Annotated in this window: 12 protein-coding genes; 11 read left to right on the forward strand and 1 reads right to left on the reverse strand. The window is 66.4% G+C overall.

Annotation, left to right across the window (positions count from 1 at the left end; genetic code table 11):
* Positions 1–139: 139 nt before the first annotated feature.
* Positions 140–1,564, reverse strand: coding sequence for a cysteine--tRNA ligase (cysS, locus tag EO174_RS01665; RefSeq protein WP_164740045.1), 1,425 nt, complete (start codon positions 1,562–1,564; stop codon positions 140–142).
* Between the two features lie 186 nt (positions 1,565–1,750).
* Here cysS and EO174_RS01675 point away from each other — a divergent pair, with 186 nt between their 5' ends.
* From EO174_RS01675 to proB, 11 genes are all read left to right on the forward strand, one after another.
* A complete protein-coding gene (locus tag EO174_RS01675; RefSeq protein WP_164739250.1) occupies positions 1,751–2,242 on the forward strand; it encodes a hypothetical protein in 492 nt (163 codons plus the stop codon).
* A 312-nt stretch (positions 2,243–2,554) separates the two neighbouring features.
* Positions 2,555–3,580 carry an N-acetylornithine carbamoyltransferase gene (locus EO174_RS01680; RefSeq protein WP_104586076.1) on the forward strand — a complete coding sequence of 342 codons (1,026 nt, stop codon included), beginning with the start codon at positions 2,555–2,557 and terminating at the stop codon, positions 3,578–3,580.
* A 71-nt stretch (positions 3,581–3,651) separates the two neighbouring features.
* Complete coding sequence (locus EO174_RS01685) at positions 3,652–4,896, forward strand: argininosuccinate synthase (RefSeq protein ID WP_126941812.1); 1,245 nt, start codon at positions 3,652–3,654, stop codon at positions 4,894–4,896.
* Between the two features lie 197 nt (positions 4,897–5,093).
* Positions 5,094–6,194, forward strand: a complete 1,101-nt coding sequence (locus EO174_RS01690) for an acetylornithine deacetylase (protein WP_126941814.1) — start codon at positions 5,094–5,096, stop codon at positions 6,192–6,194.
* Between the two features lie 48 nt (positions 6,195–6,242).
* Complete coding sequence (locus EO174_RS01695) at positions 6,243–7,586, forward strand: acetylglutamate kinase (RefSeq protein WP_119128682.1); 1,344 nt, start codon at positions 6,243–6,245, stop codon at positions 7,584–7,586.
* A gap of 5 nt (positions 7,587–7,591) precedes the next feature.
* On the forward strand, positions 7,592–8,203 hold the full coding sequence (locus EO174_RS01700) for a GNAT family N-acetyltransferase (protein ID WP_126941816.1): 612 nt from the start codon (positions 7,592–7,594) through the stop codon (positions 8,201–8,203).
* Positions 8,200–9,150 (forward strand): N-acetyl-gamma-glutamyl-phosphate reductase, encoded by a 951-nt coding sequence (gene argC / locus EO174_RS01705; protein ID WP_126941818.1) that lies wholly within the window; start codon positions 8,200–8,202, stop codon positions 9,148–9,150. Before EO174_RS01700 ends, argC begins: the two co-directional genes overlap by 4 nt.
* Positions 9,151–9,276: 126 nt before the next feature.
* The gene (locus tag EO174_RS01710) at positions 9,277–10,572 is read left to right on the forward strand and encodes an argininosuccinate lyase (RefSeq protein ID WP_126941820.1); all 1,296 of its coding nucleotides are present in this window, start codon (positions 9,277–9,279) and stop codon (positions 10,570–10,572) included.
* Entirely contained in the window at positions 10,572–10,925 is a 354-nt protein-coding gene (locus tag EO174_RS01715) for a cupin domain-containing protein (RefSeq protein WP_164739245.1), read from the forward strand. Before EO174_RS01710 ends, EO174_RS01715 begins: the two co-directional genes overlap by 1 nt.
* Positions 10,925–11,185 carry a YciI family protein gene (locus EO174_RS01720; RefSeq protein ID WP_104586068.1) on the forward strand — a complete coding sequence of 87 codons (261 nt, stop codon included), beginning with the start codon at positions 10,925–10,927 and terminating at the stop codon, positions 11,183–11,185. The genes EO174_RS01715 and EO174_RS01720 overlap by 1 nt, the downstream gene beginning before the upstream one ends.
* A 13-nt stretch (positions 11,186–11,198) precedes the next feature.
* Entirely contained in the window at positions 11,199–12,353 is a 1,155-nt protein-coding gene (proB, locus tag EO174_RS01725; protein ID WP_126941822.1) for a glutamate 5-kinase, read from the forward strand.
* Positions 12,354–12,388 lie beyond the last annotated feature (35 nt).

Consider the following 12,388-nt stretch of genomic DNA (forward strand, 5'->3'; position numbering starts at 1 on the left):
GTGAGGGTAGGGGGGGAAGCCTCGCTGGAATTCGATGCGGGTGGCGTCGCTCTTACCTCAAGGAAGGTGCATGTGGCTTCGCTCGCAGCCTCATCCGCCCCTGCGGGGCACCTTCTCCCGACGGGAGAAGGAAAGAGGGTCATGCGCGCTTCCAACGTACGCCTTGCGGGGTGTCTTCCAGCACGATGCCTTCGTCGGCCAGCTGCGTGCGGATGGCATCGGCGCGGGCAAAATCCCTGGCCTTCTTCGCGGCATTGCGTTCTTCGACCAGCGCAGTGATGCGCGCATCGTCGCCGGCGTCGGTGCCGCGCGAGAACCAGGCGGCCGGATCCTGCTGCAGCAAGCCCAGTGCCAGGCCTGCGCCGAGCAGCCGGGACTTCAGCCCGGACAGCGCGGCAACGCCTGCCGGTGCGTCGCCGCCATGCGCGAGTTGGGTGCGCAGCGCGCGTGCTTCGGAGGCGATGCTGGCGATGACCGACAGCGCGAGCGGCGTATTGAGGTCGTCGTCGAGCGCGGCCTCCACCTCGTCGGGAATCGCGGCCGGCGACGCGGGGGCGATCCCTGCGGCGTGCTCGGCCGCCGCCAGGTCGCGCACGGTGCCGTACAGCCGATCCAGCGTGTTCTTGGCCTGTTCGATCAAACCATCGGACCAGTCCAGCGGCTGCCGGTAATGCGCGCTCAGCAGCGCGTAGCGCAGCGCCTCGGGCGGGTGCCTGGCGATCAGGTCGTGCACGGTCTCGATGTTGCCCAGCGACTTGCTCATCTTGGCGCCGCTGAAATTGAGCATGCCGTTGTGCAGCCAGAAGCGGGCGAAGGTGGCGCCGCCATGTGCGCATTCGCTCTGCGCAATCTCGTTCTCGTGATGCGGGAACTGCAGGTCCACGCCGCCGGCATGGATGTCGATGGTCGGGCCCAGGTGCGCGGCGGCCATCGCCGAGCATTCGATATGCCAGCCCGGGCGGCCGCGGCCCCAGGGCGAGTCCCAGCCGGGCAGCTCGTCGCTGGACGGCTTCCACAGCACGAAGTCGCCCGGGTCGCGCTTGTACGGCGCCACGTCCACGCGCGCGCCAGCCAGCATCTCGTCCGGATCGCGGCGCGAGAGCTTGCCGTAGTGCGCGAAGCTGGCCACCGCGAACAGCACATGGCCCTCGGCGGCATAGGCATGCCCATTGGTGATCAGCTGCTCGATCATCGCCACGATCTGCGGGATATGCGCGGTGGCTTCCGGTTCGATGTCCGGCGGCAGCACGCCGAGCGCGGCCATGTCCTGGCGATAGATCGCCGCGAAGCGGTCGGTGATGGTCGAGATCGGCACGCCCTGCGCCTGCGCGGCGGCATTGATCTTGTCGTCCACGTCGGTGATGTTGCGCGCGTAGCGCAGCGCCCCGAAGCGCCGCCGCAGCAGTGCGGCCAGCACATCGAACACGACCGGGCCGCGGGCGTTGCCGATATGCGCGTAGTTGTAGACGGTGGGGCCGCACACATACAGGGTGGGGCTGGACGGATCGAGCGGCGCGAACGGCTCGACCCGCCGCGTCAGGTTGTTGTGCAGGCGCAGGCTCATCGGCATCTGGAAAAGGATAACCGGGCGATTCTAGCCGGTCGCGGCGGGATGGCGAACCAGCCGTCTGCCTCCCGCGATGTCGGTGACCGGATGGGCTGCGTTCAGCCCAAGGGATCGCAAGCTCCATACACTTACGTATTGCTTCGCTCCGCCCCCCTGGTACTGATGCGACCTTCCCCGTTCTTCCTGCTGCTGTGTGTGTTCGCCTGGCAGGCACCGTCAGCGCATGCGGCAGAGACCGATCCCAAGAACAGGGTGGTGGTGATCGAGAACGTGAAGCTGGATTACGCGCAGGTGCTCAACGTCGAGCCGGTCTACCAGACCTTGCGTGCCACCCGCATCGAGGAGCAGTGCGAGGCCGAGCCGGTCGCGCCGGTAGTACCGGCCGAGGACGAAGGCCGCATCAACCGGATGGTGGATTCGGTCAAGGAGATGTTCTCGCGGCGCCCCGAGCCGGCCGCCGTGCCGATGGCAGTGCCACCGACCAGCACGCGGCGCAACTGCCGGGTGGTGGAGGTGCCGCGCGAGTTCCGGCGGCCGATCGCCTTCGACGTGGACTACGTCTACAAGGGCACCAAGTACCGCTCGCGGCTGCCGGAAGACCCGGGCAACCGGCTGCGCATCCGTGTGTCGGTCACCCCCTACATCCCCGACGCCATCGTCGCGCCGCCGCGCTGAGTCGCGCAGCGGTTGCGCCGTACCCGCATGCATGCGAGGATTCGCGCCCTATGCACGCAAACGCCTTTCAGCACGACACCAGCGCCGCCCGGATGGCCTCCGGCATGACCTCGCGTGCCCGCCGACCGGAATCCCACATTTTCGCTGGGTAACCGGAGCGTTTGGCTGTTCCGCTGTTGAAAACCCAGCCCTGAGGCTGGGTTTTTTCGTTTTGACGTCACAAAAGTTTCAACCGCAAGAAACGCGCATGTCGCGCACCCCGTCGCTCCTGGCGGACCACGCAGCAGAAGCACGCAGCACAAGGATCGATCGATGTCACTGAAGCACTTCTTGAACACCCAGGACTGGAGCCGCGCCGAACTGGACGCGCTGTTGACCCAGGCCGCGTTGTTCAAACGCAACAAGCTGGGAAGCGAGCTGAAGGGCAAGTCGATCGCGCTGGTGTTCTTCAACCCGTCCATGCGCACGCGGACCAGCTTCGAGCTGGGCGCGTTCCAGCTGGGCGGGCATGCAGTGGTGCTGCAGCCGGGCAAGGATGCCTGGCCGATCGAGTTCAATCTGGGCACGGTGATGGACGGCGACACCGAGGAGCACATCGCCGAAGTGGCGCGCGTGCTGGGCCGCTATGTCGACCTGATCGGCGTGCGCGCGTTCCCGAAGTTCGTCGACTGGTCAAAGGACCGCGAGGACCAGGTGCTCAGGAGCTTCGCCAAGTACTCGCCGGTGCCGGTGATCAACATGGAGACGATCACCCACCCGTGCCAGGAGCTGGCGCACGCGCTGGCCTTGCAGGAACACTTCGGCACCCAGGATCTGCGCGGCAAGAAGTACGTGCTGACCTGGACCTATCACCCCAAGCCGTTGAACACCGCGGTGGCCAATTCCGCGCTGACCATCGCCACCCGCATGGGCATGGACGTGACCCTGCTGTGCCCGACGCCGGACTACATCCTGGACGAGCGCTACATGGACTGGGCAGCGCAGAACGTGGCCGAAAGCGGCGGCTCGCTACAGGTCAGCCACGACATCGACAGCGCCTATGCCGGCGCCGACGTGGTGTATGCCAAGAGCTGGGGCGCACTGCCGTTCTTCGGTAACTGGGAGCCGGAAAAGCCGATCCGCGACCAGTACCAGCACTTCATCGTCGACGAACGCAAGATGGCGCTGACCAACAACGGCGTGTTCTCGCACTGCCTGCCGCTGCGTCGCAACGTCAAGGCCACCGACGCGGTGATGGATTCGCCCAACTGCATCGCCATCGACGAGGCCGAGAACCGCCTGCATGTGCAGAAGGCGATCATGGCTGCCCTGGTGGGCCAGGGCAGCCGGGATTCGTGATTGGGGATTTGGGATTCGCAACGGCGAACCCGGCTCCCGACCCAACCTAGTTAACTTCTAAAGAGACCCCCATGTCGCAGCAGACCGCTTCCACCAATCCCGAATCCCCACTCTCCAATCCCGGCACAAATAAGGATATCGTTCTCGCCTTCTCCGGCGGCCTCGACACCAGCTTCTGCATTCCGTATCTGCAGGCGCAGGGCTATGCAGTGCACACCGTGTTTGCCGATACCGGCGGCGTGGATGCGGAGGAACGCGACTTCATCGAGAAGCGCGCCGCCGAGCTGGGCGCGGCCAGCCATGTCACCGTCGATGGCGGTCCGGCCATCTGGCAGGGCTTCGTCAAGCCGTTCGTGTGGGCCGGCGAGGGCTACCAGGGCCAGTACCCGTTGCTGGTGTCCGACCGTTACCTGATCGTCGATGCTGCGCTCAAGCGCGCCGAAGAACTGGGCACGCGCAGCATCGCCCACGGCTGCACCGGCATGGGCAACGACCAGGTGCGCTTCGATCTGGCGGTCAAGGCGCTGGGCGACTACCAGATCGTGGCGCCGATCCGCGAGATCCAGAAGGAGCACACCCAGACCCGCGCCTACGAGCAGAAGTATCTGGAAGAGCGCGGCTTCGGTGTGCGCGCCAAGCAGCAGGCCTACACCATCAACGAGAACCTGCTCGGGCTGACCATGTCCGGCGGCGAGATCGACCGGTGGGAAGCGCCGGGCGAAGGTGCGCGTGGCTGGTGCGCGCCGCGCAGCGAGTGGCCGGCCGAAGCGCTGACCGTCACCCTGACGTTCGTCGAAGGCGAGGCGGTCGCGCTCAATGGCAAGACGCTGCCCGGCGAGCAGATCCTGGCCCAGCTCAACAAGCTGTTTGCGCCCTACGGCGTGGGCCGCGGCGTGTATACCGGCGACACCGTGATCGGTTTGAAGGGCCGCATCGTGTTCGAAGCGCCCGGCCTGATTTCGCTGCTGACCGCGCACCGTGCGCTGGAAGATGCGGTGCTGACCAAGCAGCAGAACCGCTTCAAGCCGGATGTGGCGCGCAAGTGGGTGGAGCTGGTGTACGAAGGTTTCTACCACGACCCGCTCAAGACCGATATCGAGGCGTTTTTGAAGTCGTCGCAGTCCAAGGTCAACGGCGAGGTCACGCTGGAAACCCGCGGTGGCCGCGTCGATGCGGTGGCGGTGCGTTCGCCGCATCTGCTCAACACCAAGGGCGCGACCTATGCGCAGTCGGCCGACTGGGGCGTGGAAGAGGCGGAAGGCTTCATCAAGCTGTTCGGGATGAGCTCGACGCTGTATGCCCAGGTGAATCGCTGAGGCGACCGCTCCGCAGGCAGCCGGCATCTTGCTTCTCCCGCGTGCGGGAGAAGCTGGCGCATCGCGCCGGATGAGGGCGACCTGCCGCATGCCCCCATCCGCCCTGTCGGGCACCTTCCCCCGCAGGCGGGGGAAGGGCCAGATGGGCGTTAGTAAAGACCGACCACCCTCTGGCCGACGCAATCAAGACGCGATCAATGACCACACTGCTCGACAACACACTGACGCATCTGCAAAAGCTGGTGTCCTTCGACACCCGCAACCCGCCGCGGGCGATCGCTGCCGAGGGCGGCATCTTCGATTATCTGCGCACGCAGCTGCCCGGGTTCCAGGTCGAGGTGATCGACCACGGTGCCGGTGCGGTAAGCCTGTATGCGGTGCGCGGTGCGCCCAAGTACCTGTTCAACGTGCATCTGGATACGGTGCCGGATTCGCCGCACTGGAGTGCCGATCCGCACGTGATGCGGCGTACCGACGATCGCGTGATCGGTCTGGGCGTCTGCGACATCAAGGGGGCGGCAGCGGCGCTGGTGGCGGCGGCCAATGCCGGGCAGGGCGATGCGGCATTCCTGTTTTCCTCCGACGAGGAAGCCAACGACCCGCGCTGCATCGCCGCGTTCCTGGCGCGCGGCGTGCCGTATGAGGCGGTGCTGGTCGCCGAGCCGACCATGAGCGAGGCGGTGCTGGCGCATCGCGGGATCAGCTCGGTGCTGATGCGCTTTGCCGGGCGTGCCGGGCATGCGTCGGGCAAGCAGGATCCATCCGCCAGTGCGCTGCACCAGGCGATGCGCTGGGGCGGCAGGGCACTGGAGCATGTCGAGTCGCTGGCGCATGCGCGCTTCGGCGGCCTGACCGGCCTGCGTTTCAACATCGGCCGCGTCGAGGGTGGCATCAAGGCCAACATGATCGCCCCGGCGGCCGAGCTGCGTTTCGGCTTTCGTCCGCTGCCGTCGATGGATGTGGATGGCTTGCTGGCCACGTTTGCCGGCTTCGCCGATCCTGCGGCAGCGCAGTTCGAAGAAACCTTTCGCGGGCCGAGCCTGCCGTCGGGTGACATCGCGCGTGCAGAAGAGCGCCGCCTGGCCGCACGCGATGTCGCCGATGCGCTGGACCTGCCGATCGGCAATGCAGTGGATTTCTGGACCGAGGCCTCGCTGTTCTCGGCCGGTGGCTACACCGCACTGGTGTACGGACCGGGCGACATCGCCCAGGCCCACACCGCCGACGAGTTCGTGACGCTTGCGCAGTTGCAGCGTTACGCCGAGTCGGTCCATCGCATCATCAACGGCTGCAACTGAAGCCGCGTTCCGCGCCTGGCGCGGCCATTCCTCTCTTCGATCACGGCAATGTCCCTCTCCGCACAGCCTCACAAACAGACCCGTCAGACCATCGTGCGCCTGCTTTCGAGCATGGCCAGCGCCAAGGAAATCAGCCAGTACCTCAAGCGTTTCTCGCAGCTGGATGCCAAACGCTTTGCGGTGGTCAAGGTGGGCGGCGCGGTGCTGCGTGACGACCTGGACGCGCTGACCTCATCGCTGTCGTTCCTGCAGGAAGTGGGCCTGACCCCGATCGTGCTGCATGGCGCTGGCCCGCAGCTGGATGCGGAGCTGTCTGCAGCGGGCATCGAAAAACAGACCGTCAACGGCTTGCGGGTGACCTCGCCCGAAGCGCTGGCGATCGTGCGCAAGGTGTTCCAGGCCTCCAACCTCAAGCTGGTCGAAGCGCTGCAGCAGAATGGCGCGCGTGCGACCTCGATCACCGGCGGCGTGTTCGAAGCGCAGTATCTGGATCGCGACACCTATGGCCTGGTCGGCGAGGTCAAGGCGGTGAACCTGGCGCCGATCGAAGCCAGCCTGCAGGCCGGCTCGATTCCGGTCATCACCAGCCTGGGCGAGACGCCGAGCGGGCAGATCCTCAACATCAACGCGGATTTTGCTGCCAACGAACTGGTGCAGGAGCTGCAGCCATACAAGATCATCTTCCTCACCGGCACCGGCGGTCTGCTGGATGCCGATGGCAAGGTGATCGATTCGATCAACCTGTCCACCGAGTTCGATCACCTGATGCAGCAGCCGTGGATCAACGGCGGGATGCGGGTCAAGATCGAACAGATCAAGGACCTGCTCGATCGCCTGCCGCTGGAATCGTCGGTATCGATCACCCGGCCGGCGGATCTGGCCAAGGAGCTGTTCACGCACAAGGGCTCGGGCACGCTGGTGCGGCGCGGCGAGCGCGTGTTGCGCGCGACCTCCTGGGACGAACTGGACCTGCCGCGGCTCAAGACCCTGATCGAATCCAGCTTCGGCCGCACGCTGGTGCCCGAGTACTTCAGCAACACCAGGTTGCTGCGTGCCTACGTCAGCGAGAACTATCGCGCGGCGGTGATCCTCACCGATGAGGGCATGCTGGGTGCAAGCGCGTTGATCTACCTGGACAAGTTCGCGGTGCTCGACGATGCGCAGGGTGAAGGCCTGGGCCGTGCGGTGTGGAACGTGATGCGCGAGGAAACCCCGCAACTGTTCTGGCGCTCGCGGCACAACAACCAGGTCAACATCTTCTACTACGCCGAGTCCGACGGCTGCATCAAGCAGGAGAAGTGGAAGGTGTTCTGGTACGGGCTGGAGAGCTTCGAGCAGATCCAGCACTGCGTGGCGCATTGCGCGACGCGCCAGCCGACGCTGCTGGGCTGAGTACGATGGCGCCCGTCGCATTGCCATCGCTTTGGCGCGAGCTGCCCACGCTACGTGGGCAACACGCACTACTGGAACCCTTGCAGGCTGCGCATGCCGATGGTCTGCGCGGCGCGCTGGGCGATGGGGCCCTGTCGCGGCTGTGGTACACCGGCGTGCCGGCACCGGCGCAGGTGGACGACTACGTGGGCGCGGCCTTGGATGCGCAAGCCGACGGGCGGGTGCTGCCTTACGTGGTACGCGATGCGGCCGGTGAGATTGTCGGCTGTACGCGTTATTACGGGCTGGATGCGACAGTGCCCAAGCTGTCGATCGGCTACACCTGGTACGCGCCGCGCGTGCAGCGCAGCGGCGTCAATACCGACACCAAGCGGATGCTGCTGCAGCACGCCTTCGAAACGCTGGGCTGCCTGAGCGTGGTGTTCGAGACCAGCTGGTTCAATCACACCTCGCGCGCGGCAATTGCGCGGCTCGGTGCAAAGCAGGACGGCGTGCTGCGCAATCACACCCGTCACCCTGACGGCACACCGCGCGATACCGTGGTGTTCTCCATCATCGATACGGAATGGGCCGGGGTCAAACGCCACCTGCAGTTCCGCCTGGAAGCAAACGCATGACTGTTCAAGCAACGACCATCGGCATCGTCGGTGCCCGCGGGCATACCGGATCGGAATTGATCAAGCTGGTGGTGGCACACCCGCATCTGCAGCTGGTGTTCGTGTCCTCGCGCGAACTGGCCGGGCAGCCGGTGGCCGACCACAACGCTGCGTATCGTGGCGAATTGCGCTACGAGAGCCTGGATGCCGACGCGGTGGCCGCCAAGGCCGCCGACGTGGTGATCCTGGCATTGCCCAACGGCAAGGCCGAACCCTTCGTCGCGGCGATCGATGCGGCCAGGCCGCAGACACTGCTGATTGATCTGTCGGCCGATTACCGCTTCGATCCGGCCTGGTATTACGGGCTGCCCGAGCTGACGCGCGGCAGCTACGCCGGGCAGAAGCGCATCAGCAACCCGGGTTGCTATGCCACCGCGATGCAGCTGACGATCGCGCCCTTGCTCGACCAACTGGCCGGCCCGCCGCAGTGTTTCGGCGTGTCCGGCTATTCGGGTGCGGGCACCACGCCGTCGGACAAGAACAACCCCGAGCTGCTGGCCGATAACCTGATGCCGTATGCGCTGACCAACCACATGCATGAGCGCGAAGTCTCTGCGCAGCTCGGGGTGCCGGTGGAGTTCATGCCGCATGTGGCGCCGCATTTCCGTGGTATCACCATGACCGTCAACCTGTGGCTGCAGCAGCCGCTGACACGCGAGCAGATCCAGGCGCGCTACACGCAGCGTTACGCCGACGAGCCGCTGATCGAGATCGTCGATGAAGCGCCGTGGGTCAGCCGCATTGCCGGCAGGCATGGCGTGCAGATCGGCGGCGTGACGCTGGCGCCGGGCAACAAGCGGGTGGTGGTGGTGGCCACGCTGGACAACCTGCTCAAGGGCGCGGCGACACAGGCGATGCAGAATCTCAACCTGGCGTTGGGCTGGGACGAATTGACTGCGATTGGCTGATGATGCGAGTCCCTCGCAAGAGCCCGCACATCCATGTGCGGGGATTCGAAGATGCGAGTCCCTCGCAGCAGCCCGCACCTCCATGTGCGGTGATTCAACTGGACGACTTACTCGAGACGCTTTCCGATGACCAATCTGTTGTGGCAAAAACCCGGCGTGGCGGTGGACGCCAAGATCCAGAGTTTCCTGGCCGGCGACGACGTCATCCTGGACCGCGAGTTCTTCCTGTACGACATCGCCGCCAGCAAGGCGCATGCGCAGGGGCTGCAGCACATCGGCATCCTGTCGCTGCAGGAGCTGGGCGGGCTGAGCGAGCAACTGGATCTGCTGGCTGCCGATTTCCGCAGCGGCGCGTTCGTGCTGGACGAGCGCTACGAGGACTGCCATTCGGCGATCGAGGCGCGCCTGACCGAGCGGCTGGGCGATGCCGGCCGCAAGATCCACACCGGGCGTAGCCGTAACGACCAGATCCTGGTCGCCACCCGCCTGTGGTTGAAGGACAAGCTGCAGCGCGTGGCCGAGCTTGGCGCGGAGATCGCCAAGGTGGCGCTGGATCGCGCGCAGGCAGAAGCCGCGTTGCCGGTGCCGGGCTATACGCATATCCAGCGCGCGGTGGTGTCTTCGGCCGGCATGTGGTGGGCAGGCTGGGCCGAGGCCTTTATCGACAATGCGGTGCGTGCGACCGACACCCTGCGTCTGGTGGACAGCAATCCGCTCGGTACTGCGGCCGGCTATGGTGTCAACCTGCCGCTGGACCGTGCGCATACCACCGCCGAGCTGGGCTTTGCACGGCTGCAGGTCTCGCCGATCTATGCGCAGCTCTCGCGTGGCAAGTACGAACTGGCCGCGCTTGAGGCGCTTGGCAGCGCAACGCTGGACCTGCGCCGGATTGCCTGGGACCTGTCGTTGTTCACCAGCGGCGAGTTCGCCTTCGTCGCGCTGCCGGCGCAGTACACCACCGGCAGCTCGATCATGCCGAACAAGCGCAACCCAGACGTGATCGAGCTGATGCGCGCCACCCATGCCAGCGTGGCCGCCGCGCGCACCGAGATCGAACAGCTGCTGTCGCTGCCGTCGGGCTATCACCGCGACCTGCAGAGCAGCAAGGGCGCCATCGTGCACGGCTTCGGGCGCGGCATGGCGGCGCTGGAACTACTGCCGGCCCTGCTGGCCAACCTGGAATGGCGCCCGGACAAGCTGCGTGCGGCGATCGATTCGGGCATGTACGCCACCGACGTGGCGGTGGAAGCGGCCGTTGCCGGTGTGCCGTTTCGCGAGGCCTACAAGGCCGCGGCGGAATCGGCCGACACCGCCGGGCAGGGCCGCACGCCGGAAGGCAGCCTGGCCGCGCGCGTCTCGCCAGGCGCCGCCGCGGACCTGCAGCTGGACGTGCTGCGTGCCCGCTGGGAGGCGCTGGTCTGATGGCCGTGATCAGTACCGACAGCGCAGAACATTATCCCTGGGGCGAGGCCAGCGATGGCTGGCACCTGCTGCGCGACCCCAACCTGAGCGTGCTGGAAGAACGCATGCCGCCGGGCGCTGCCGAACTGCGCCATCGGCACAGCCGCGCACGGCATTTCTTCTATGTGCTGGCCGGCGAGGTGATGCTGCAGCTGGATGGCGAGCAGCATGTGCTGCGCGCGGGGCAGGGCCTGCATGTGCCGCCCGGTTCCACCCACCAGATGCACAACCTGTCCGAGAGGGAAGCGCGCTTTCTGGTGATTTCCACGCCGTTCGGCCGTAGCGAAGCAACACCCGACAAGGAGGCCGGCTGATGGCGACGCGCTATCTGGTATTGGCGATGCGCAAGCCGGATTTCCCGGCCGATGTGGTGCAGCCGCATCGCGCATTTCTCGATGCGCTGCGGGCGGCCGGGCAGCTGGAGCTGACCGGCGGCTTCAGCGATGGCAGTGGTGGCGCCTACGTGCTGGTCAACGTGGACAGCCTGCAGCAGGCGCAGCAGATCGTGGCACGTGATCCGCTGGTACTGCGCGATGCCTCCACGCTGACCGTCCATGAGTGGAACACGCACTGAGCAGATTGTCGCCATGAGCACGCCCATCGCCACTGCTGTGTCGTTTACCGAGCAGGCGCTGCCGCCGTGGCGACGGGCGGTACTCAAGGTCGGCAGCAGCCTGCTGGCCGCCGATGGCGGTGGCTTGTCGCCACGGTTCGCATTGGGCCTGGCGCAATTCGTCTCGGCCAATCTGGCCGCCGGGCGCGAGCTGGTGATCGTGTCGTCGGGCGCGGTGGCGGCCGGCCGGGCGATCCTGCCCAGGGCGGCCGAGGCCGGCGCACCGATCGCCGCGCGCCAGGCGCTGGCTGCGCTCGGGCAGGCGCAGTTGATCGCGCTCTGGCAGCGCTTCTTCGAGCGCCCGGTGGCGCAGGTGTTGCTCACCCACGACGACCTGCGTAACCGCCGCCGCTATCTCAATGCACGCGCCACCCTGGGCGAGTTGTTGCGGCTGGGCGCGTTGCCGGTGATCAACGAAAACGACACCGTGTCGGTGGATGAGCTCAAGCTGGGCGACAACGACAACCTGGCCGCGATCGTCGCCGCCCTGGTCGATGCCGATGCCTTGTTCATCGCCACCGATATCGACGGGCTGTACAGCGCCGACCCGCGCAGCAATCCGTTGGCGCGGCCGCTCGACGAGGTGCCCGAGCTCACTGCCGAGGTGCTGGCGATGGCCGGCGGCAGCGGCAGCAGCGTGGGCACCGGCGGCATGCGCACCAAGCTGGAGGCCGCTGCCAAGGCCGGCGCGGCCGGCATCGAAACCTATCTGTTCAACGGCCGCAATGGCGATGTGGTGCGCGCCCTGGCGCAGGATCGCCTGCATGGCACGCGGATCCATGCCGCGCGTACGCGCATTGCCGCCCGCAAGTACTGGCTGCGCCACGCACCGGTGGAGGCGGGCGCGATCCTGATCGATGCCGGTGCCGCCGCCGCGCTGACCGACAAGGGCGCCTCGCTGCTGCCGGGCGGGGTGGCCGGTGCGCACGGCGACTTCCGGCGTGGCGACATGGTGGAGATCCGCCTGCGCGATGACGCCGGCGAGCGCTGCCTGGCACGCGGCGTCAGCCAGTATTCGGCCGTGGATATCCGCCGCATCGCCCGCCGCCACTCGCGCGAGATCGATAGCGTGCTCGGGTATAGCTACGGCGAGAACGTGGTGCATCGCGATGATCTGGTGCTTTTGTAGCGGGGAATCGGGAATCGGGAATCGCAAGAGCGTTT

Source organism: Xanthomonas sp. BRIP62418, from assembly GCF_003993495.1.
In the GTDB taxonomy this organism is placed as follows: domain Bacteria; phylum Pseudomonadota; class Gammaproteobacteria; order Xanthomonadales; family Xanthomonadaceae; genus Xanthomonas; species Xanthomonas euroxanthea.

Bases quoted from the DNA above. Each gene is read 5' to 3' on its own strand.
- EO174_RS01695 (WP_119128682.1), top strand. From the start codon at position 6,243: ATGTCCCTCTCCGCACAGCCTCACAAACAGACCCGTCAGACCATCGTG.
- EO174_RS01680 (WP_104586076.1), top strand. From the start codon at position 2,555: ATGTCACTGAAGCACTTCTTGAACACCCAGGACTGGAGCCGCGCCGAA.
- argC (WP_126941818.1), top strand. From the start codon at position 8,200: ATGACTGTTCAAGCAACGACCATCGGCATCGTCGGTGCCCGCGGGCAT.
- EO174_RS01700 (WP_126941816.1), top strand. From the start codon at position 7,592: ATGGCGCCCGTCGCATTGCCATCGCTTTGGCGCGAGCTGCCCACGCTA.
- cysS (WP_164740045.1), bottom strand. From the start codon at position 1,564: ATGAGCCTGCGCCTGCACAACAACCTGACGCGGCGGGTCGAGCCGTTC.
- EO174_RS01685 (WP_126941812.1), top strand. From the start codon at position 3,652: ATGTCGCAGCAGACCGCTTCCACCAATCCCGAATCCCCACTCTCCAAT.
- proB (WP_126941822.1), top strand. From the start codon at position 11,199: ATGAGCACGCCCATCGCCACTGCTGTGTCGTTTACCGAGCAGGCGCTG.
- EO174_RS01690 (WP_126941814.1), top strand. From the start codon at position 5,094: ATGACCACACTGCTCGACAACACACTGACGCATCTGCAAAAGCTGGTG.
- EO174_RS01720 (WP_104586068.1), top strand. From the start codon at position 10,925: ATGGCGACGCGCTATCTGGTATTGGCGATGCGCAAGCCGGATTTCCCG.
- EO174_RS01710 (WP_126941820.1), top strand. From the start codon at position 9,277: ATGACCAATCTGTTGTGGCAAAAACCCGGCGTGGCGGTGGACGCCAAG.
- EO174_RS01715 (WP_164739245.1), top strand. From the start codon at position 10,572: ATGGCCGTGATCAGTACCGACAGCGCAGAACATTATCCCTGGGGCGAG.